The 21090-nt window shown below is 53.2% G+C and carries 14 protein-coding genes; 8 read left to right on the plus strand and 6 right to left on the minus strand.

What is annotated here, in order from left to right; genetic code table 11:
• The first annotated feature begins 2 nt into the window (after positions 1-2).
• Genes BP71_RS02180 through BP71_RS02195 form a run of 4 tightly spaced genes read left to right on the plus strand, consistent with a single transcriptional unit; the run spans position 3 to position 7100 of the window.
• Entirely contained in the window at positions 3-1010 is a 1008-nt protein-coding gene (locus BP71_RS02180; RefSeq protein WP_496376128.1) for a FecR family protein, read from the plus strand.
• Between the two features lie 26 nt (positions 1011-1036).
• Positions 1037-4675, plus strand: coding sequence for a SusC/RagA family TonB-linked outer membrane protein (locus BP71_RS02185; RefSeq protein ID WP_496376130.1), 3639 nt, complete (start codon positions 1037-1039; stop codon positions 4673-4675).
• 28 nt (positions 4676-4703) lie between these two features.
• On the plus strand, positions 4704-6203 hold the full coding sequence (locus BP71_RS02190; RefSeq protein ID WP_496376132.1) for a SusD/RagB family nutrient-binding outer membrane lipoprotein: 1500 nt from the start codon (positions 4704-4706) through the stop codon (positions 6201-6203).
• A gap of 30 nt (positions 6204-6233) precedes the next feature.
• Positions 6234-7100: a sialate O-acetylesterase gene (locus BP71_RS02195; protein ID WP_496376134.1), complete on the plus strand. Its 867-nt coding sequence runs from the start codon at positions 6234-6236 to the stop codon at positions 7098-7100.
• Positions 7101-7208: 108 nt separating this feature from the next.
• Here the strand turns inward: BP71_RS02195 and BP71_RS02200 are convergent, their stop codons facing one another.
• From BP71_RS02200 to BP71_RS02225, 6 genes are all read right to left on the minus strand, one after another.
• The gene (locus BP71_RS02200; RefSeq protein WP_496376135.1) at positions 7209-8555 is read right to left on the minus strand and encodes a Gfo/Idh/MocA family oxidoreductase; all 1347 of its coding nucleotides are present in this window, start codon (positions 8553-8555) and stop codon (positions 7209-7211) included.
• Positions 8556-8558: 3 nt separating this feature from the next.
• Positions 8559-9278 carry a 3-keto-disaccharide hydrolase gene (locus BP71_RS02205; RefSeq protein ID WP_496376137.1) on the minus strand — a complete coding sequence of 240 codons (720 nt, stop codon included), beginning with the start codon at positions 9276-9278 and terminating at the stop codon, positions 8559-8561.
• The gene (locus BP71_RS02210) at positions 9278-10798 is read right to left on the minus strand and encodes a RagB/SusD family nutrient uptake outer membrane protein (protein WP_496376139.1); all 1521 of its coding nucleotides are present in this window, start codon (positions 10796-10798) and stop codon (positions 9278-9280) included. Before BP71_RS02210 ends, BP71_RS02205 begins: the two co-directional genes overlap by 1 nt.
• Positions 10799-10821: 23 nt before the next feature.
• The gene (locus BP71_RS02215) at positions 10822-14256 is read right to left on the minus strand and encodes a TonB-dependent receptor (protein WP_496376141.1); all 3435 of its coding nucleotides are present in this window, start codon (positions 14254-14256) and stop codon (positions 10822-10824) included.
• A 255-nt stretch (positions 14257-14511) separates the two neighbouring features.
• Positions 14512-15549, minus strand: a complete 1038-nt coding sequence (locus BP71_RS02220) for a FecR family protein (RefSeq protein WP_496376143.1) — start codon at positions 15547-15549, stop codon at positions 14512-14514.
• Positions 15550-15659: 110 nt separating this feature from the next.
• Positions 15660-16223, minus strand: coding sequence for an RNA polymerase sigma-70 factor (locus tag BP71_RS02225; protein ID WP_496376145.1), 564 nt, complete (start codon positions 16221-16223; stop codon positions 15660-15662).
• A gap of 212 nt (positions 16224-16435) precedes the next feature.
• On the opposite strand from BP71_RS02225, the gene BP71_RS02230 reads away from it, so the two are divergent.
• The 4 genes from BP71_RS02230 to BP71_RS02245 all read left to right on the plus strand — a co-directional run bounded on the left by BP71_RS02230 (position 16436) and on the right by BP71_RS02245 (position 21077).
• A complete protein-coding gene (locus BP71_RS02230; protein WP_496376147.1) occupies positions 16436-17290 on the plus strand; it encodes a sugar phosphate isomerase/epimerase family protein in 855 nt (284 codons plus the stop codon).
• 237 nt (positions 17291-17527) lie between these two features.
• A complete protein-coding gene (locus tag BP71_RS02235) occupies positions 17528-18115 on the plus strand; it encodes a Pvc16 family protein (protein ID WP_496376149.1) in 588 nt (195 codons plus the stop codon).
• A 28-nt stretch (positions 18116-18143) separates the two neighbouring features.
• Positions 18144-19229 carry a hypothetical protein gene (locus tag BP71_RS02240; RefSeq protein ID WP_496376151.1) on the plus strand — a complete coding sequence of 362 codons (1086 nt, stop codon included), beginning with the start codon at positions 18144-18146 and terminating at the stop codon, positions 19227-19229.
• Positions 19230-19256: 27 nt separating this feature from the next.
• Positions 19257-21077 (plus strand): phage tail sheath family protein, encoded by a 1821-nt coding sequence (locus BP71_RS02245; protein ID WP_496376153.1) that lies wholly within the window; start codon positions 19257-19259, stop codon positions 21075-21077.
• Positions 21078-21090 lie beyond the last annotated feature (13 nt).

Raw genomic sequence — 21090 nt, forward strand, 5'->3', positions numbered from 1 at the left:
GAATGAAACCGCCATTGTCAAAAGAAGTATTCTTCATTTATTTTTCGGGCCAGGCCACGGTACTGCAAAAGCAGCTGATCGAGGAATGGCTGGCGGATCCCGGTCATGTGGAGACCTATTTCGAATGGTTGCAGGAATGGGAAAACAGCTATCCCCAATTCCTCCCGGATGTAGAGCACGCCTTTGAAAAAGTGCAGGGAATACTCGAAAATGAAGCCGTGCAACCGGAAACGGACGTTCGGCTAGTGCAGCGAACCCACCGTCGGGCAGCATTATGGCGTTGGGCGGCAGCAGTGGTCCTCGTTTCGGGTTTTGCGACCTATTTCTATCGCGACAACGTCTTTTACCAGGAATACCGGACCGGTTACGCTGAAAGCCGCAACCTCAGGCTTCCGGATGGCAGCACCGTCGCGTTGCATCCCAGCACCGGCCTGAAAATGTTGCGCTGGGGTTTCGGATGGTTCAACCGTGAAGTGCTTCTGGATGGCGAGGCGGGGTTTGTAGTCACGCATCAGATCGATCACCAGCCGTTTATCGTCCACACGCCCGATCAGGGCAAGGTAACCGTATTGGGTACCGAATTTTTTGTGTATTCCCGCGAAAAGGGCACGCAGGTAGTGCTGAGCAAGGGGAAAGTACAGATCTCTTCGCCCGGCATGGTCGCGCCGATGAATATGAAGCCCGGAGAAAAGGCTTCGATCCGCACTTCGGGTACCATCGATATTCAGCCACTGACCCTTGTGGAACGCACCAATCCTTCCGCTTGGCAGGAGCACCAGTTCCGGTTTGATCATACCAGTCTGCTCGACGTTACCCGGGAGCTGCATGCGGTATTCGGCTTGCAGGCAGTGGTCGGCGACCAATCGCTCGCCGCGCGGGAAGTAACCGGCACATTCAGGGCGCGACAGGCCGACGAACTGCTGTCGGTACTGGCTGAAATGCTGGATATGACCGTGCAGGTCCGTAACGACGAGGTTTACCTTTTGCCCGATTCACTTGACACCAATTAGAACCCTTTAATTAATTCAATACATCCATGAACCCACATGTACCTCTGACAAAGGCCGTTGGCCTTTATGTCATGCTCAACCTGTTACCGTCGCCGGGGTTCGGACAGCTGCTCGCTTCGGCCCGGCAGATTCCGACCGAAAACCGGCAGGGCCAACCTGTGAAGCTGCGTGATGCACTGCTCAAACTCAAGGAAAGCTATGGCGCCGATATTCTGTTCGAGGAAAAGCTGCTCGACGACCTGAAAGTCCCGGCACAGGCGATCAATCCCACCAAGACGCTCGAACAGAACCTCGATGCATTGCTGGCGTCTACCGGTTTGAAATACAAGAAAATCAAGGACAACACGTATGTGCTCCTCGGTACCCGTGAGCGCAGGAAGAAGGAACCGGCAGTGCCGGTCCGCGAAACTTCGGCATTGCCGGTGGAAAGCCCGGTTGCGTCGCTGGGAACTGCTGCCGCAGGGCAGATGGTGGTCAGCGAAACGACCGTGAAAGGAACGGTCCTTGACACGAAGGGGGAGCCGTTGATCGGCGTGAGCGTGCTCGTGAAAGGCACCACGCGCGGCACGGCCACCGACGTGAACGGAAAGTATGAGCTCGCGGTGGACGATGGGGCGGCGACACTGGTATTCTCATTCGTGGGGTATGTGCGGAAAGAGGTGGTGGTAGGCAGCCAGTCGGAGATCAATGTGACGCTGGCTGAGGACACACAGAACCTGTCCGAAGTGGTGGTGACCGCATTGGGTATCAAACGCGATAAGCGTGCACTAGGCTATTCGGTGCAGGAAATCGGAGGGGAGGCTATTTCTACCGCGAAAGAGGCCAATCTGGCGACGACATTGGCCGGTAAAATGGCCGGTGTACAGGTAACACGCTCTGCTAATGGCGCAGGCGGTTCGTCGCGCGTGGTGATCCGGGGTTCCAACTCGCTTGTTGGGAACAGCCAGCCCTTGTATGTGATCGACGGGATCCCGATGGACAATAGCAATCCCAATTCGCCTTCTTCTACGGGTGGTATCGATTATGGGGATGGAATTTCAAATATCAATCCCGAGGATGTCGAATCGATCTCGGTTCTGAAAGGACCTAATGCGGCCGCCCTATACGGACAGCGTGGCAGCAACGGGGTCGTGCTGATCACCACTAAATCCGGCAAATCCAGAAAAGGGATCGGAATCAAGTACGGTGTCGATTACTCGGTGGGCGATGCATTGGTATTGCCTGATTTTCAGGATGAGTACGGCCAGGGGCTGGATGGTAACTTCACGCATTTTCGCGGCAATGACGGCAAAATTTACACCTGGGCGGCAGCGCAGGCCGGAAATATCCAGGGGATGCCCAAGGTCAGTGGTGGGCGCGACCGGTTTACCCGCGCGAGCTGGGGGGCGCCCATGAACGGGCAGCAATATGAAGACCAATGGGGTAATGTCCTCAATTTCACCCCGCAGCCCAATACATTTCAGACTTTTTTCAGAAAGGAAAAACAACTGGTCAATAATCTGAGCCTGGAAGGTGGAAATGACAACATCAACTACCGGTTGTCGTACGGCAACACGAATATCGACGGCTATACGCCCGGTAACACCCTGAAACGCAACAATGTAAACCTGCGGACGGTGGCGAAAATCACGCCGAAGCTCGAACTGGACGTGAAAGCCAATTATATCGGACAAAAGGGAGCTAACCGGCCTACGGTTTCGGACGCGAGTGACAACCCGGCTTACCTGTTCATCAGCCAGCCCAGAAGTATTCCGATGAGCGTTCTTGCGAATTCGGCCTGGACGGCGGAGGATGTTGCCAAACAACTGGGGTACGGCACAGTGCCGTTTGTGGGAATGGAAAAGACCTACGCGACCAACTCGTCGACCGCCAACCCCTACTGGACCGTGGACCATACCCGTAACGCCGATGACCGTCAGCGTCTGCTGGGGATGATCCGGCTCAGCTACCAGTTCAACGACTGGATCCGGCTGACTGCCAAAACCGGTACCGACTTTTACACGGACCAGCGCCTGCGCTACCGTGAAAAAGGAACCTACCAGAGCGCCAATCGCAATGGTGACATTTCGGAGCAGGTGACGCGCGTGCGGGAGGACAATAGCGACATTTTGCTGTCACTCACGCCGCAACTGTCCAAAGACATCTCGCTCGGCCTGAACCTCGGCGCCAACCACCAGAAATTCTATTCCCGCACCACTGGCAATACCGGTAACGAATTCATCGTGCCCGGCCTGTACGCGATCAACAACACACTGATCAATTCCTATGTGTTTGGGTTGACCGAATCGTCCATTAACTCGGTGTACCTCTCGGGGCAGGTAGGGTACAAGGAATTCCTGTTCCTCGATTTCTCGGCCCGTAACGACTGGTCTTCAACGCTTTCACCGGCCAACAACTCGTTCTTCTATCCGGCAGTGAGCGCGAGCTTCGTGCTGACCGACGCATTCAATATTCAAAGCAATACATTGAGTTTCCTGAAATTGCGGGCATCGGTGGCGCAGGCGGGCAGTTCGGGATCGCCTTACCAGCTCACCGGTACCTATTCGCTGGATCAGGTGGCCCACGGCGGTGTTCCCCTGGCGTCGTTTGCATCCACCATTCCTGATCCTAACCTGAAAAATGAGCTGACGACTTCGATGGAATTCGGCGTGGAAGCGAGGTTTTTCAAGAACCGCGCAGGCCTGGCACTGGCCTATTATAGTGCATCTACCAAAAACCAGATCCTGGACGTACCGCTGCCGCCTGCCAGCACATTCGCTTCCCGGCGGATCAATGCGGGAGAGATCCGCAACCGGGGTGTAGAACTCACGCTGAACGGTACGCCGGTTAAAACTGCCGGCGGTTTTACCTGGGACGCGACTTTCAATTTTTCAAGAAACCGCAATCAGGTGGTATCGCTGGCTGAGGGCGTGGATACTTATGTGCTCGGGGCCGACCGCGGTGTGAACGTCGTAGCCGAACCGGGCAAACCCTTCGGCACCCTGATCGGAAACGGCTTTCAATGGCTGCGCGACGACAGTGGCAACCGGCTGATCGACCCGACGACCGGATTGCCATTGAAATCCAACTCTAAGATCCTCTATGAACTGGGTAACGCATTGCCAAACTGGATCGGTGGTTTTAATAACTCGTTCCGTTACAAAGGCATCACGCTGTCGGGGCTGTTCGATATCAGTCAGGGTGGTAAGATCTACTCCCAGAGTCTCCGGGAAGAGCTTATTTACGGGACCATCAAAAAGACATTGCCCGGCCGCGACGGTACTTATGTGGCGGATGGGGTAGTGGCTTCCAAATCCGACAATGGCACCTGGACCGGAACCGGACAGGCAAATACCAAACAGGTGAAAGCGCAGGATTACTGGAATGTGGTGGCACCGGACAAGGACAATGTAATCCCCGAGGAAATGCTCAATGACGCGAGCTACATCATGTTCCGGGAGCTGACATTGAATTACCAGCTGCCCAACGCATTGATCAGCCGCACACCGTTCAAGAGCATCCGCGCGGGTATTTACGGACGCAACCTGTTTTATGTGCAACGGAAAACAGAAGGTTTCGCACCCGAGGCATCGTCATTCAACGTCAACAACTCGTCGCTCGGCCTGGAATCGACGGCATTACCGTTGTTGCGCTATTTTGGGGTAAGCCTGAATGTGGAGTTGTAATTGTCAAAACCGGAAATTCTTTGAAAAGATGAAAAATATAGTTCAAACGATCCTACTGACCGGCGCGATCTGTCTTACACAGGCCTGTACCGGCGATTTTGAGGAAATCAATACCCCACCTACTTCGGTCACGACCGTCGATCCGGGGCTGGTGCTGTCCAAAGTGCAAAAAGATGCGGCTTTTGCCGAAGGCTACGAGGTGCCCAACAGCCAGTTCGGTTCCTGGGTCCAGCACTGGGCAGGCGGCGTACTGGTATCGAGCTCGCGCTACATCGAGCAGAGCGATAACAACACCTGGGATGCGCATTACACGCTCATCCGCAATATCAGCCAGGTCCGCAACGAGATCCTGAAAGGCAAGGAAAGCGACCCCGCAAGCCGGAGCAAGCTCGCTATTGCCCGCATTGTCGAGATTGCCGTGTGGCAGCGCCTCACCGACCTTTTCGGGGATGTGCCTTATTCCCAAACCGCGCAGGGACCGGAAAATGTGAACACCAAGCCATCCTTTGATACCCAGGAGTCGATCTACAAGTCGCTGATCAACGACCTGAATGCCGCTATTTCGCAACTGACCCCGGGGGATGCGAGTTACGGCAGTGCGGATTTTTATTACAAGGGGGATATTAATAAGTGGAAGAAGTATGCCAATTCGCTGAAACTGAGGCTGGGTATGCGCATCCGCTATGCCGACCCCGCATTGGCGCAGAAAACCGTGACCGAAGCCATGGGGCAACCATTGCTGGCGAGCAGCGCCGACGATGCCACCGTGCCCACTTACAACAATGCCACCAACGCCAATGTACACCCGGTACTCAACCAGTTTTTGGCGGGAAGCCCGGATTTAAAATACCTGGCCGATGGCCTGGTAACCCAGCTTGTGTCGACGGCCGACCCGCGCCTGCCGCGCATTGCCCAGCCGAGCGTGAACTCCGTGAAGGCGGGCACGCCTGCGTACAAGGGCATCGGCGTCGCATTGACGGACGATATCCTGAAGACCATCATTAAGGACGATTACAGCACCGTATCGACGGCCACTTTCTTCAACCGCGATTACAGTCCGGCGATCCCGTGCATGGTGATGTCATTTGCAGATGTTTCGTTTTATAAGGCAGAAGCCGCATTGGAAGGTTGGGGCGGAACGGCGGCGGAAGCAGAAAAGTACTATCAGGATGGCGTGAAAGCCGCATTGGCACAGGCCCCCTATAATGTCACGACGATTCCTGCCGCATTTGAGAAAGAACTCTCCTGGACGGGCCTGACCAAGGAGCAAAAGCTGGAAAAGATCGGTACGCAGAAATGGATCCAGCTTTTCGGCCGTTCCTACGAGGCGTTCATTGAGTGGCGGAGGATGGGATACCCTGCATTGAAACCCGGCCCGTTCCAGGGATCGACCGGGGGCACCATTCCAAGAAGGACCATTTACTCGTCACGCGAGGCGCTTTTGAACAAAACCAATTACGAACAGGCGGTAAGCCGGTTGTCGAATGGTGATTCGTATGTTTCGAAAGTCTGGTGGGACAAAAGATAACATTGTTTCAAACAGGTTAATAAGCGAATAATGAAGCCCGGGATGGATAAATTCCCGGGCTTCCTGCTTTTAAAGACATTGATCCACATTCCCAAATGCATCACCATGAAAAACCACCTGTTTGCAACGGGCCTCGCCCTCTGTTTTGGATTTTTTGGCGGTAGTACCGCTGCGAACGCGCAGAGCGCCCCCGACCAAATGGATCTCTATCTCCTGATCGGCCAATCCAATATGGCAGGCCGCGGACAGACTGACGAGGCTTCCCGCCCGAATTCAGATCAAATATGGGCGATCGACCGACAGAACCAATGGAAAAAGGCTTCCGATCCGCTGCATTCCGACAAACCTGCCGTGGTAGGCGTCGGTCCGGGGCTCACCTTCGCGCAGAAAATCCTCGCCAAAAAACCTGCTCGTCCTATCGGGCTCATTCCCTGCGCGGTAGGAGGCAGCGGCATGGACGACTGGCAACCCGGTGTCAGACATGAGCAAACCGGCATTTATGCTTACGATGAAATGCTGGCAAGGGTAAAGGAAGCGCAAAACCACGGCACTATTAAAGGCATTATCTGGCATCAGGGAGAGTCCGACAGCTCGCCGGAGAAGGTGAAAGCCTATGCAGCCAGGCTTGAAGCCTTTTTTGTAAGATTAAGGAAAGACACGCACACGGAGAATGTGCCGCTGGTAGTAGGAACACTCGGCGATTTCTACGTGGCGGGGCACGTGGAAGCGGCAACCGTGAACCAGATCATTAAAGATTATGCCAAAACCCATCCGCATACATACCTGGCTTCTGCTGCCGGTTTGGTACACAAGGGGGACGACACTCATTTCGACACTGCCTCTGCGAGGGAATTAGGAAAAAGATACGCGGAAGCGTTTTTGAAGGGCAGGGAGTGAATGTATATATGAACACGACAAAAAACGGCGCGCAGCACCTTTGACATGGCAAAGATGCTGTGTCAAACAGGTGCGGCGCAACGCAATACACTTCCGGCTCATTCAAACTCACGCCACGGGTTCCCATCCCTTCGCGTACTCCCGCGACCACAATTTCTCCGCTTCCTTATCCCCGATAATATGCCCGTTTTTCGGGTCGATTTTCAGGTCCCGGCCCACGCGCCAGGCGATATTGCCGAGCTGCATCGCTACTACGCTCTTGAAACCGAGCTCGACGTCGCAGTTGGGTTTGCGGTTATTGCGGATCGCGTCGAGGAAGTCGGCGACGTGCAGGTTGTCCATGCCCAGGCTGGGGCTGGCAAGGTTGCGGCCCTGCATTCCGGCTTCCTCGGTGGGCGAGTTTACTTCTTTTATTAACTTCCCGTCGAGGTCGTACACCTTGTAACTGTCACCGCCGGTGTCGAGACTACCATTTTCCCCGTAGAAAATGATTCCGCGGTCCTGGCCTTCGATCTTGCGGCCATTGGAACTTCTCGACTCCCAGATCAGTGAAATACGGCCCGGATAGTCCATCGCGATCACCTGGGTGTCGGGCGTTTCCCAATCATCCTTGAACTCGTACCGTCCGCCGATCGAGCTGACACGGGTGGGGAAGTCTACTCCCAAGCCCCAGCGCGCCACATCCACCTCATGCGTGCCGTTGTTGAGTGCTTCCCCCGTCCCCCAGTGCCAGAACCAGTGCCAGTCGTAGTGGATCAGGCCGTCCTTGTAGGGCATACGCGGGGCTGGCCCCTGCCATAGCTCATAATCAAGCCAGGACGGAACGGTCCCCGGTTTCAGGAAAGTGGCCTTGCGCTTGTTGGTATACCAGGTTTTGGCCAGGTACACACGACCAATAATGCCCTGATGTAATTGCTTGATGCCTTCTGTGAGCACCGGTGCCGACCTGCGCTGAGCACCCATCTGCACGATGCGCTTGTACTTGCGCGCCGCCTCGATCGCGAGTTCGCCCTCGCGCGGATTGTGGCTCAATGGCTTTTCGACGTACACATGCTTGCCCGCCTGGCAGCCCATGATCGTAAGCGGGGCATGCCAGTGGTCGGGTGTCGCAATGTATATAGCGTCAATGGATTTGTCTTCGAGTACCTTGCGGCAGTCTTTTTCGGATTTGGGTTTGGCGGTCTGTTTCGCCTCCATTACCGCCTGAATGGCCTTGGGAATCGCCCTTTCATCCACGTCGCACACGACACCGACTTCCGCGTTTTTCTGACCGGCGAAAGTCCCGCTCATGCTTTTACCGCGGCTGTTGACCCCGATCGTCGCTACGCGGATCAGGTCGTTGGCGCCGATAATGCGGTTGTAGCTCTTTGCGCTGAAACCCAGCGCCGTGCCGCCGATGGCAATACCCAGCGATCCTGCGGCGGTCGTTTTCAAAAATTCACGTCTGTTTGCCATGACTTATAATGCTTTGATTTTGATGTTTTTGAATGAAACCTCGGCCCCGTGTTCCTGCAACAGGATATGCCCTTTTGCTACCGATCCGAATGCGGGAACAGCCTTATTGAATTTACTAAGTGCCACAGCATCAGTATATACCTTTCCATTTTGGGTAAATTCCAGGATTTTTACGCCATTGAGATAATGCTGCACGTTTTTACCTTTTGCCACAATGCGCAGGGTGTTCCATTGGCCAGGGGCGTTCATTTTCTTTTTGGTTTCGTCAGGCTGCATTACATCGTAGAAAGAACCCGTGAGGTGGTTGGCTTTCTTGTTATCCTCGGCTCGCTTGTCGTCCAGGATCTGGTATTCGAAGCCCAGGTTACCACCCTGTTCATATCGGGTAAAGAAGTATTTGAGGCCGCTGTTGCCTTCAGGCGCAATGTTGAAATCGGCTTGCAGATCGAAGTCGGAGAACTCGCCATCGCTGACGATATCGCCTCCTTTGCCTCCTTTTTGTGTTGACAACGTACCCTTTTTAACCTCCCAGCCAGCAGGTACGGGCTTTCCGGCGGTGGTTTTCCAGCCCTGGGTAGAGGTGCCGTCGAACAGGAGCACCCAGCCTTCTTTCTTTTCTTTCGGAGTGAGCGTGTTGTCTTTCTGGGCGAAAACTGCCGGGACGAGCATCCAGGCCAGCATTCCACCCACGATCACGCGTAATGTTTTGGATTGCATTGACATTAGTAACCAGGGTTTTGTTTGATTTTTTCAGGATTAGACTGGATCACCTGCAACGGGATCGGGAACAGCAGCATGTTGTCGCTCCATGTGGCCGGATTGAAGCCGTTCTGCTCTTTTTGCTCCTGGCTCATGACCACCTTCGCGCGCTCGGTACGCACGAGGTCGAACCAGCGGTGGTTTTCGAATGCCAGTTCCACACGACGTTCTTTTTCGATGGCCAGCAGAAAGTCGGTATCCGAGGAAAATGCCGTGTAGTCGGGCAATGTACCTGCCGCGGTGCCTGTACTGTTGCGCGCCCTTTGGCGGATCTTGTTCAGATAGAGCAGTGCAGTGCTTTGCTGTTTGCCCTGACGCACAAGCGCTTCGGCATAAAGCAGGTAAATGTCCGCCAGGCGCAGCTCGGGCCAGTTGTTATCGTTGTCGGGCGCGACAGAAAACGACACGTCGTAGTATTTCTTAACATACTTTTCGTTGATCTGCTGCCCGCCCGGATCGGACACATAGCCGTCGGCCATCGAAATGGCTTTTCTCGGGTCCCCTTTCTCATAAGCAGCCGATATCGAAGGGGTAGGGGCATTGAAACCCGATTTGTCACCCACCGGAATCACTTCCTTATTGGAAAAGCGGGGAGCGAAATCATTGCTCCACGGGCTGCCCGTCACGATGGGAGCGGGGCCTCCTTTTTTGTACTGTACTTCAAAAAGCGATTCGGCATTGTTTTCGTTTTTTACATCAAAAACTGCCTTGTAATCCGGCAAAAGCGCGTATTGCTGGTCATTGATCACTTCCAGCGACTTGGCTTCCGCCAATGCATAATGCGATACACCCTTTTTGAGCGGATAGCCCGCCATAAACATGTATACCTTTGCCAGCACCCCTTTGGCTCCGCCCATCGTCACGCGGCCGCGGTCGGCGGTGGCGTAGGTAGCGGGCAGGTTAGCCTCTGCGAATTTAAGGTCTTCGACAATGAAGTTGTAAATCTCTTCGGCAGGTGCGCGACTGATGGTGTAGGCCTCCTGAACGGAAATCTGCTTATCGACTTTTGGAACGTCCCCATAGATCCGGACCAGCCAGAAATATACCAATGCGCGCAGGAAACGTGCTTCTGCCTTGTATTGGTTTTTCAACTTCTCGTCCCGGAAGGTAACGGCGTCGATCTTGTCGAGCACCGTGTTGCTGCGCAGGATGGTAATGTAGCTGCGGTTCCAGAGGTTGAGGATGTTCTGGTTGTCCGAAAGCAGTACGTCCCCGAAATTGTCGATGGAAGTCATGTCCTTCGAGCTGCCCGGTACCCAGGAGAATGTCGTATTGTCGGAGCGGATCTCGCCGGTGTAAATGTAAAGCTGATTGTATAGGTCGCGGAGTGAAGCGTATGGCGACATGACCGCCTGGTTCATATCCTGCTCGGTTTTGTAAAAATTCCCCGCATTCATATCGGATATGGGTTGCAGGTCGATAAAGCTTTCCTTGCACGACAGCGACGTCGCGACAAGGAATGCGGCTAGAATATATCTTTTCATTTGAATGGATTTAGCAGGAATGATCAGAATGTTACATTAAGCCCCGCGATGACGGTTCGTGCAGCCGGATAACCCAGGTAATCGCCGCCGCGGGAAAGGCCATTGCCTTCGCTGCTCGTTTCGGGATCGAAACCGGGGTATTTGGTGAACGTGTACAGGTTCTGGCCAGTCACATACAACCGTAGTGAGCGCACTTTAATCCGTTGCAGCAACTCACTGTCGAAAGTATAGCCCAGCGACACGTTGCGGATCCGCAGGAATGATCCATTCTCTACCCAATAGCTCGAAGGCTCTTTCTGCAAGCCTTTCGGATCCCGGTTAGCCCGCAGGATTTCGCCCGAGCCGGGTTCTTCTTCCGACCGCCACCGGTCTTTCAGTTTAGAACGGCCATTGCGGTCGCCGTGGTAAATGCCGATCATGCGGTTAAAAAAGCTGAACAGCTTCGCGCCATGTGAGCCGGTCAGCTGCACATTCAGGTCAAAGCGTTTATAGGAAAAGTCATTTCCAAAACCATAAATGAACTTCGGCTGGTTGCTGCCGAGGAAGGTTTTGTCGGCGGCGGTGATCTGGCCGTCTTTGTTCACATCGATATAGCGCGGATCGCCGGGACGGTCGTTCACGAGGTGCGGTGCAGCGTCGAGCTCAGCCTGGTTTTTGAAAACACCATCATATTGGTAACCAAAATAGGTGGCAATGGGCTGGCCCACAGTGGTAATGAAAGTATTGTTCGCGTTGGGTGCTCCCGCGTAGATGGGGCGCGCATCCGGGCCGAGCGCGAGTACTTTATTGCGGTTAAAGGAAATATTGAAATCGGTCGACCATTTAAATGCACCCACCGTGTTGCGGGTACGGACGAGGTATTCCATCCCCTTGTTCTGTACTTTTCCGATGTTTTGAAGCTGCGTTGCATAGCCGCTGATGGTCGGAACGGGTACGTCCAGGAGCAGGTCGACGGATTTACTGTTATAGAAATCAGCTTCTAGCCGCACCCGGTCGCGGAACAAACCCAGTTCAAGGCCCAGGTTCCATTGCATCGTTTTTTCCCAGCCAAGGAACGGGTTAGGATAATTCAAAGGATTTACCGCATTCACGAGCGTGTTGTTCAGTGGGTAGTAATTCACGACAGTCCGCGCAATGGCGTCGTAATTGCCGATCTTGTTGTTCCCCACCAGACCCCAGCTGCCCCGGATTTTAAGATCGGAGATCTGGCTCACATGCTGCATGAATGCCTCGTTGCTTACCCGCCAGCCGACGGATGCCGACGGGAATGTCCCCCATTTATTTTCCGAACCGAAGCGTGAAGAGCCGTCGCGGCGGATGCTGGCCGAGAACAGGTATTTGTCGTCGTAGGAATAGGTCAGGCGGCTCAGATAGGAGATCAGCGAGTTACGGTATTCGGTACTGGTGCCGCCTACGATCTGTCCGGCGCTCAATGTCCGCACAGCGTCGTTCGGGAAGTTCTGGGCGCGGAGCTGGTTGTATTCACCAAATGATTTTTGGGCCGTGTAACCCGCGAGCAGATTGAGGTTATGTTTTTCGGCCAGTGTTTTGGACCAGGTCAATGTATGCTCATTGAGCCAGTTACCACCCAGCCAGGTCTCGCTGCGCGCATTCGCAATGCGGGGCGCACGGGAGCCGTCGGTATCCACAAATGAAGGCTGGTAGTATTTCAACCGCCGGTTTTCAAGATTGGCGTTCAAGCTGATGCGGTATTTCAGTCCGGGAATGATCTCGTATTCTGCATAAACGGAACCGATCACGGCATTCTTCTTGGTGAAATTCGTCACATTCTCCGCAATGCTAACCGGGTTGGCCACGTCGCCCGCCCAGATTTCCGGGTTGCGTACCTGTGAACCGTAGGTGCCGTCAGCATTGCGCAACGGGTAAATCGGGGGCAGGTACAATGCATACGCCAGCGGACTGTCTTTTCCGTTGGCGAGGTCGTTGTTTTCCGAGTAATAGGAGCTCATCGCCACGCCCACTTCCAGCTTTTTGGTCACGTTGGTCGTGATGTTGGCGCGTATGTTATATCTTTTAAAATCGGTGTTGATCAGAATCCCCTGCTGGTTGGTATAACTTCCCGAAACGGCATATCGTACTTTTTCGGAACCACCGTTTACTGAAAGTTCATGTTTCTGGGTAGATGCATTGCGGAAGATCTCGTCCTGCCAGTTGATGTCCGGAAATTTGGAAGGATCATTAAATGCCTCAGGAATCATGTAAAAGTTGGAATTGGTGTATTTGGACCGCATTTCATTGCTGTCATGGATCGTATGCGCCGGATCGCCGGGCATCGGTGTGCGGTCGAGCCAGGCTTGGTTGTGACCGTCTTTGAAGAACTCGATGTACTCCCTGGTATTCATCATATCGATCTTCCGGGCTACCTGCTGCATGCCGAAGAATGTGCTGAACGAAACGGTAGGGGCACCTGCGCTCCCTTTTTTGGTCGTAATGATCACTACCCCGTTGGCACCTCTCGATCCGTAAATGGCTGTGGACGATGCATCTTTGAGTACCTGAATGCTTTCAATGTCGGAACTGTTCACGAGCGAGAATGCGCTGCTGTCGATCGGGTAGCCGTCGATCACATAAAGTGGCGAGCTGCTGGCTGAAATGGAGCCGGTACCGCGGATGCGGATGCTGAGGCCTTCGCCACCGGGTGCGCCGTTGGTTTGCTGCACCTGTACACCGGCCATTTGTCCCACCAGTGCCTCGCCATAGGAAACAGAAGCTTTGCCTTTCAGTTTATCCGCCGAAATGGTCGCGACGGCGCCCGTCAGGTCGCCTTTTTTTAGCGCACCATAACCGATCACAACCACCTCGTTCAGGGCTTTGCTATCAACTTTCATCGAAACGTCGATGACGCTCTGGTTGCCGACGGTAATCTCCTGAGATACGTACCCGACAAACGACAGGACGAGCACCGACTGGGTATTGCCGACTTCAATGGAAAATTTACCTTCAATATCCGTCACGGTGCCGCGCTGCGTACCTTTTTCCACCACACTTACACCCGGTAGTCCGGCCCCTTTTTCATCGGTAACCCGGCCTGACACCGGCAGGTCCGCCTTTGGGGCCGCTTCCGACCCCGGGCCGTTTCCCGATTGCAGCAGGATTTGCCCGCCTACGAGCCGGTACGAAATGTTGTACGGGCGCAAAACCAGGTTCAGAACCTCGGAAAGTTTGCGGTCGGTGGCCGAAATGCTCACTTTCCGCTCGGCCTGGATGGTGTTGGAACTGTATACGAATTTGACGCTCGCAATATGCTCGATCCGGTCGAGCACCTTCCGGAGCTCCTGGTTCTCAGCCTTGATCGAAATGGCATGATCGAGCAGGTCCTGTGTGCGTACCTCGCGCGCGAATCCGACCGAGATGGCCACACCCATTAATAGCGAATGAAGTAGGGTTATCCTCATAATATGTCGCAGGAGAGGATGAAGAAGTATCGGTTTTTTCATTAAGTTTGGGCGTTTTGTTAAGGTTTTCAGAAAATTCTGGCAAAACCTCTCCCGTTCATCTTCGCAGATGAGGACCCGGCCAGGTTCAGAGAGGGAATCGGAGTCGAAGGTGGTACCAACACATTCGGCTCTTTTTCTTTTTCAGGGAAGTAGTTCAATGCATAGGCAGGTAGTTTGCGTTAAAAAGTTCAGGGTTTTGGAGTCAAGCGTTTGTAAGGATTTAGGAATATCGTTTCGGTTTTAGTTCAAAGCGTTTTACGGGCAGCCTTTGCCGCTCAGGTAAATGCGGGTACCTTTGATGGTGTACGTGGCATTCACCGATGCCGCCATCAGCGCGAGCTGGGTGAACATCGGCTGTTTGTTGATATCGGCGGTAAAAAGGCAGTTTTTCAGCCTGTCGTTGGTTAAAACAATATCGATTCCGTAGGCTTTTTCGAATGTCCTAGCTACTTCGGTGAGCCGCGCATCATCGAAAACGAATGCATTTTTGTAGCTGTCCTCCATGATCGGACGTTTCACGAGCATCGCCATGAAGGTCTTGCTCCCGGGAGTATATTTCACACTCTGGTTGCGGCTCAGGATCACGCCACTGGTAAGGTCTCCCGATGTTGCTTCTTTTTCCTTATCTTTTTGGAATACAGATACCTTTCCGGTAACTACCGACACTTCGACTCCTCTATCGGCGGGTGTCTGGTTCACCCAGAAACTGGTTCCCAATACTTTTGTCGTGATTTCCCCGGAGTATACCAGGAATGGCTTTCGTTCATCCCGCGCAACTTCGAAGAAAGCTTTGCCTCTGAGATATATTTCGCGTTTAGTATTTTGGAAATCAGCCGGATATTCAATCGTGCTTTTCGGCTGCAGGCTCACGCGTGATCCGTCCGGAAGTGGGACCCACATAGGTGCCGCTGTGGCGTTGACCCTGGTAACCAGCTGGCTGGACGCCTCTCCGGTCACGCGATCGCCGGCGTCTCCCGCATTTTTGCGGCTCCACTGATAACCGCCCCAGGCAGCCAGCACGAACATAGCCGCAGCAACCCACCGCCATCTGAAAAAGAAATGCAGCGGTTTGCGTTCCGTGGCCGCTGGGTGTTGTGGCTCAGTCAGGGAGCCCGTTCGTGAGCGGATCGCCCGCCAGAGCCTTTCCTCGGTTTCCTCCGACTGTCGATCGGTCAGGTCCGCTCCGTCGCCATCGATCAATGCGAACCATTGATCCACCAGCCGGGCTTCCCGTTCCGTGCATGCTCCGGAGCGGTAGCGGGTCAGTAACTGATGAAAATGACGTTTGTTCATAGGGCAGGAATGATTTGGATAGAAGACTGAAAAAGTAACCGGTACCGCAAAATAGAAAACTATTTATTCGAATAATTATATCAAATGACTGTATTTTGCCTGAAAATTCTTTAAAATTTACCAGTCGCCAGAAAGGCGAGGATGATGAAGATAAATTCTTTGAGGAGCATTTTGAGCGTCCGCAATGCCTGGGTGATGTGGTATTCGACGGTCCGTTCGGGCATTCCGAGCTGGGAGGATATCTGGCGCACTGTGTTGCCTTCAAAGCGGTTGAGTACGAAGATCCTGCGCGTTTTTTCAGGTAACTGGCCCACAGCCTCCTGCATAGCCTGTTCCAGCTCGTCGAGAAAAAGAGGGTAATCGGGTTCGCTGGGAGAATCTGCGTCGTCGAGCGCGTCGAAGGTTTTGTCCTTGTAATGATCGATAACGCGATTACGGACTGCCGTGAAAAGATAGCTTTGGAGATTTTTAACTTGAAGAGAATTCCTTTTTTCCCAGAGGTTTACAAAGAGATCCTGGACAATTTCGCCGGCGGTGTCTGCATCGCGGGTTTTGGCATACGCAAAGTCGTACAGCCGTTTCCAGTAACGACGGTAAATGTCTTCAAAAGCATGGGGATCGTCACTTCCGAGGCGGTTCAGGAGTTGCGGATCGTCCGGAAGTTGCGGCTGCATGGGTAATCGTACAAAGTGGTTTCGGTTTTTTAACGGACTATATTTTCGGAAGTCCGCGTTTAATAAGCGCGTTTCTGAAAATTCATACTTAAAACGGAAGTCAGGCAGGGTGACACGGCATTTGGTTCGTCAAAGCAGAATAGAGAGGCCGACCGGCACCGTGCCGGTTCCATTCTTTTGATCAGGAAAACTTAAATCATCATCCGTTTCTTATGAGAATCAGACATTTGACGCTCCTTGCTGCACTGGCCTGCGGATCCGCCTCCTTCGCACAAAAAGGGAAGCCGCTTTTCCCCGAGCAACCGGGTATGGTATCCTATACTTTCCGTGCGAGTTTTTCCAAAGACGCCGCCGCCACACTCGATACCCTGAAAGCACTTAAGATCAAGGACATGGAATTTTCAAGCCTGTTTGGTAAAACGGCTGCTGACCTCCGCAAGCTGCTCGATGAACGCGGGATGAAATGCTCGTCTTTCGGGGTAGGGTACGCCGACGCGCTCAACAAGACGCAGGAAGTGGGGAATAATGCCAAAACGCTGGGCGCGAGCTACGTGCGCGTCGCGTGGGTACCGCACAACGGGCCGTTCACCCTCGAAATGGCGGAAAAGACCGTTGCGGATTTTAACAAGATCGGTAAGCAGTTGAAAGATGAGTTCGGCCTGACGTTCTGCTACCACAACCACGGCTATGAATTTGAGAAGCACGGTGACGGCACGTTGATGGACTACATCATCCGCAACACCGATCCGAAATATGTGAGCTTCGAGATGGATTTGCTCTGGACCTATTTCCCCGGTCAGGACCCTGCCGCACTGATCAGCAAGTACCCCGACCGTTTCCGGCTGATGCACATGAAGGACCTCAAAAAAGGAATTGCCGGAAACCTTTCCGGCGGCACCCCCGTGGAAAACGATGTTGCGCTCGGTACCGGGCAGATCGACATTCCCGCTGTGCTGAAAGCAGCGAAGAAATCGGGTATCAAACATTACTATATCGAAGACGAAAGTCCCAGCTATGGCAAGCAGGTGCCGCAGTCCATTGCTTATCTTAGAAGCCTTACTTACTGAACAAAGCCGCGAGACAGAGCCCCTTCCGCTCCAACGCCTGTAACTATACGCATACTTGTTTTTCGGGACTTTCGATTCCGGAAACAGGTATGCGTTTTTGTTATTTGAGAGGTCTTTGAAAACATATACCGGTAAATAAGTGAAAATGACTTTTTAATAATTCAGAGAAATTATTGTATACATTTGGCTCAGGTAATCAACTGCACTTCTTAAATACACGGTCAACGTGTCAGGGCTATGTTAGACAGCTGCCTCAAAGAAATTGTTACCCGCTTCAACGATTTTGTGATGTTACCCAAGACGGTCCTCAACGGGGGTATTTCGGGCGTGTCCGAAGTGCTGGTACTGGCCGACATCGCACGCCACGAAAAGCAGCAGGAAAGCGACGACCTCATGCAGGATAAGCTGATCCTCACACTGATCAGTCTGGAAGAAGAAAACAGCCTTAAAAACAACTACCCTGTCAGGCAGGAACAATCGGTAACCATTATCCAGAAGCCCACCCTTTATCTGAACCTGCATTTATTATTCTCCTCTAACTTCAAGTTGTACACCGAAGCATTGAAGCATCTGAGTCTGGTCTTACAGTTTTTCCAGGCCAATCAGAACATTATTTACACGGACGAGTTCAGCAACACTTATAAGCTGACCTTTTCCATGCATAACATCGGATTTGAGAATTTGCACAATTTGTGGACCGTACTCGGCGGGCATTCGATGCCGTCCGTTATTTACAAGGCTCGTTTACTATTTGTACAGCAGTCACCGCTTGCCGGGGCTGATGTGATCACTAATATCCATTCAAAGGAATATCTCGACCAATAGGACAAAAGATTGCTAATTTTCTTGTTGTATGCTAAGCATTGAATACCGGAAGCTGTGTTCAATCCTGTTTAAGCACGCTTATTATCAAAACAAACGCAGCAGCGACTTCACGCTGGTGCCGACGGTCACGTGCAGGCAGCATTTGGAACAGTATGGACTGATCGTCAGGAAGATCGGCGACAGGGCCGTGATCTTACAGCAAATGAATGGCGCCGCGCCGGAGTATCCGCTCACGGCGCCGGTATGCCTCTCGTTTCTGGTGTACCTGGATAACCCGCTCGTCTGGAACATTACCCAGGTACCAGCGGCAGGACAGGCATTGCGGCAGTTTTATCTGACCAACCTGAAAGAGGATGGTACCTTGCAGGACCAGTTGACGATGCAGGCAAGATTGTCACCGGATGACGCATTGCCCGGATTGAAACCCTCGCGGTTCACCATGGATCTGCCCAAAGGCGCGACCAGCGAGATCCGGATCAGGAGGCTTGTGGCCCCGGACGGGTGGAAGCCCTTCAAAAAAATAGCGGTGGCAGCGGAACAGGAAACCGTGGAGATAGCTTTGCGGGAAGCGGGGTGTTATGAAATTACTAAGGGTTTAGCCGGAGAGACACCCACCGAAATCCTGGTCAGCGAAGATGCCCTGGCTGCCGGCCCGTTCTTCGCTGTCCTGGATTTATGGGTCGATGCGAGTATCCCAGCGGACACAGAACGGATTGCGTATATAGATAATCGTTTGCTTGAATGGCATTATGTGCTGATCGACATCAAAAGCAGGAAAATCCAGTACGGGAATCCCTCCGATATCACCATCAGCTACACACGACACAGCGGGGACTCGGAGTCGCCCGCCGCAGTGAATTTTGCGATGGTGGCCGAAGGCGATATGGACGACAAGCTCAAACAGCTGGTGTCGCAGATCCGTGAGGGAAGCCCGGATTCCGTAGAGAATGTATTTGTATTCAAAAGCGACGTACCAGTGCCGCTGATGGAGCATAGGCCGCCCACGGTCAGGCTGGGGATGAACGGGGTCGCCAATTTCGCAAGCCTGCCCGTGCCCGACATCAGCACGATCCGTATCCGCGGAAACAGTTCCCTGGTTTACTACAACATATAAATCCTGAAACAACTAAATGAATTGACTATGGCTGCATTACCTGATACCCGGATGCCAGGCGTGATCACGCAGGAAATTCCGACGTTACCGCCGTCGATCGGCGCTGTGCCCAGTGCGGTGCCCTGTTTCATTGGCTATACCGAAAAGGCCAGCAAGGAGGGGGAGGACGTGACGCTCAAACCGGTGCGCGTACGCAATATGCGTGAGTATGAGGAGTGGTTTGGGCAAGCTCCGAACCAGCCGATTACGGTAGATCTCGATGAGGCAGTCGATGAAAGCGACCCTGCGAATCCCAGGACAACGCGCGTGGATGTAAGGGCTGTTTCCATCACCGATTTCAAGTTTCGGATGCATTATGCTATGCAGTTGTACTATGCCAACGGCGGCGGGCCCTCGTTTGTGATCTCCGCGGGCAGTCAGGGCGACGGTACCGTGGATCCCAATCAGCTCGTTGCGGGCATCGATGCTGCTAAAAAAGCGAAACAGATCACAATCCTTTCCTTTCCGGATGCCGTTAAAAACCTCAGCGGAAACAATTATTACAGTACTGTGGCCGCGGCTGCATTGCAGCATTGCGACAAAATGAAAAACCGGGTGCTGATCCTCGACGTGAATGACGCCGAGAATGATAACGCTAAAGTGACCGCCAATTTCCGGTCGAAAGTGCCGCAGAGCATCAACCAGAAATATGCGGCAGCCTATTACCCGATGCTGTCGACCACGCTGGATTATAAATTTGAGGATAAGGGCGTTACCGTGCGTTTTCACCGCAAAAACGGAAGTCTCACACCCGATCTTAAAAAAATCAGCGACGCCCTGAATGAGTTCAATGCTGCCGATACCAAGGCCAGGGCATCCACCGAAAAAAGCGGGATGCTGGATCTTGTCAAAACGACCGTCGGACAAATGATTGCGGAGGATGCTGCGGTCCTTCCGGCCAAATTATCGGAGGAAACGCTGAAGGTGGTGAAAAAGAAGTATGACATCAACGGTTGGCCCAAGGAGCTCTCGGATGCCTTTGCGCTTGCCGATGCCAATGCTGTCAAGACAGAAGTGGATACTTTGGTGGCAGCCGCATCGGGAGAAGCAGGAACAGATCAGACCGACGTTACGACCAAGAAAAAGGCTTACACCGACCTGGTTGACCTCGAAAAAGCGAAGCCTTTGAACGAAGGATACTCGTTCAAGCAACTGGATGCGGTAAAGCTGCATAACAACCTGTTTTACAACCGTATCCGCGAAGGTGTGCGTGATATACCCGTGGTGATGCCACCGAGCCCTGCCATTGCGGGTCTGATGGTGCAGACCGACGCCATCCAGGGTGTCTGGAAAGCCCCGGCAAATGCAGGCCTGGCCGCGGTGATCTCGCCGACGGTGGATGTGGACGACGACTTCCACGCCGACCTGAATGTGGATGCCGGCTCTGGCAAGTCGGTGAATGCGATACGGGCTTACGAAGGCAAGGGCATCCTGGTTTTTGGTGCACGGACGCTGGCGGGCAACGACCTGGAATGGCGTTACATTTCGGTGCGGCGCACGTTCTGTTTTATAGAGGACTCGATCGGCCAGGCTATGCAGGACTTTGTTTTTGCCCCCAATACCCGGGACACCTGGATTAAAGTGAAAGCCATGATCAGTAATTTCCTCATCGAGATCTGGAAAGCGGGAGGGCTGTTTGGGAATACGACCAACGAGGCTTTCCAGGTGAATGTAGGTTTGCCTGAAACGATGACAGACGTCGATATCCTCGAAGGGCGGATGATTGTCGAGATCAAACTGCGGGTATCGCGTCCGGCTGAGTTTATCATCCTGCGCTACGAGCACAAATTCCAGGCCAATGCGGCTTAATGTTTTGTTATAT

It is taken from the genome of Dyadobacter ginsengisoli DSM 21015 (genome assembly GCF_059568735.1).

What these genes read in the sequence shown, in the direction of transcription:
- BP71_RS02235 (WP_496376149.1), top strand. Translation starts at nt 17,528, where the DNA reads ATGTTAGACAGCTGCCTCAAAGAAATTGTTACCCGCTTCAACGATTTT.
- BP71_RS02180 (WP_496376128.1), top strand. Translation starts at nt 3, where the DNA reads ATGAAACCGCCATTGTCAAAAGAAGTATTCTTCATTTATTTTTCGGGC.
- BP71_RS02230 (WP_496376147.1), top strand. Translation starts at nt 16,436, where the DNA reads ATGAGAATCAGACATTTGACGCTCCTTGCTGCACTGGCCTGCGGATCC.
- BP71_RS02190 (WP_496376132.1), top strand. Translation starts at nt 4,704, where the DNA reads ATGAAAAATATAGTTCAAACGATCCTACTGACCGGCGCGATCTGTCTT.
- BP71_RS02215 (WP_496376141.1), bottom strand. Translation starts at nt 14,256, where the DNA reads ATGAAAAAACCGATACTTCTTCATCCTCTCCTGCGACATATTATGAGG.
- BP71_RS02225 (WP_496376145.1), bottom strand. Translation starts at nt 16,223, where the DNA reads ATGCAGCCGCAACTTCCGGACGATCCGCAACTCCTGAACCGCCTCGGA.
- BP71_RS02195 (WP_496376134.1), top strand. Translation starts at nt 6,234, where the DNA reads ATGAAGCCCGGGATGGATAAATTCCCGGGCTTCCTGCTTTTAAAGACA.
- BP71_RS02210 (WP_496376139.1), bottom strand. Translation starts at nt 10,798, where the DNA reads ATGAAAAGATATATTCTAGCCGCATTCCTTGTCGCGACGTCGCTGTCG.
- BP71_RS02185 (WP_496376130.1), top strand. Translation starts at nt 1,037, where the DNA reads ATGAACCCACATGTACCTCTGACAAAGGCCGTTGGCCTTTATGTCATG.
- BP71_RS02240 (WP_496376151.1), top strand. Translation starts at nt 18,144, where the DNA reads ATGCTAAGCATTGAATACCGGAAGCTGTGTTCAATCCTGTTTAAGCAC.
- BP71_RS02205 (WP_496376137.1), bottom strand. Translation starts at nt 9,278, where the DNA reads ATGTCAATGCAATCCAAAACATTACGCGTGATCGTGGGTGGAATGCTG.
- BP71_RS02220 (WP_496376143.1), bottom strand. Translation starts at nt 15,549, where the DNA reads ATGAACAAACGTCATTTTCATCAGTTACTGACCCGCTACCGCTCCGGA.
- BP71_RS02245 (WP_496376153.1), top strand. Translation starts at nt 19,257, where the DNA reads ATGGCTGCATTACCTGATACCCGGATGCCAGGCGTGATCACGCAGGAA.
- BP71_RS02200 (WP_496376135.1), bottom strand. Translation starts at nt 8,555, where the DNA reads ATGGCAAACAGACGTGAATTTTTGAAAACGACCGCCGCAGGATCGCTG.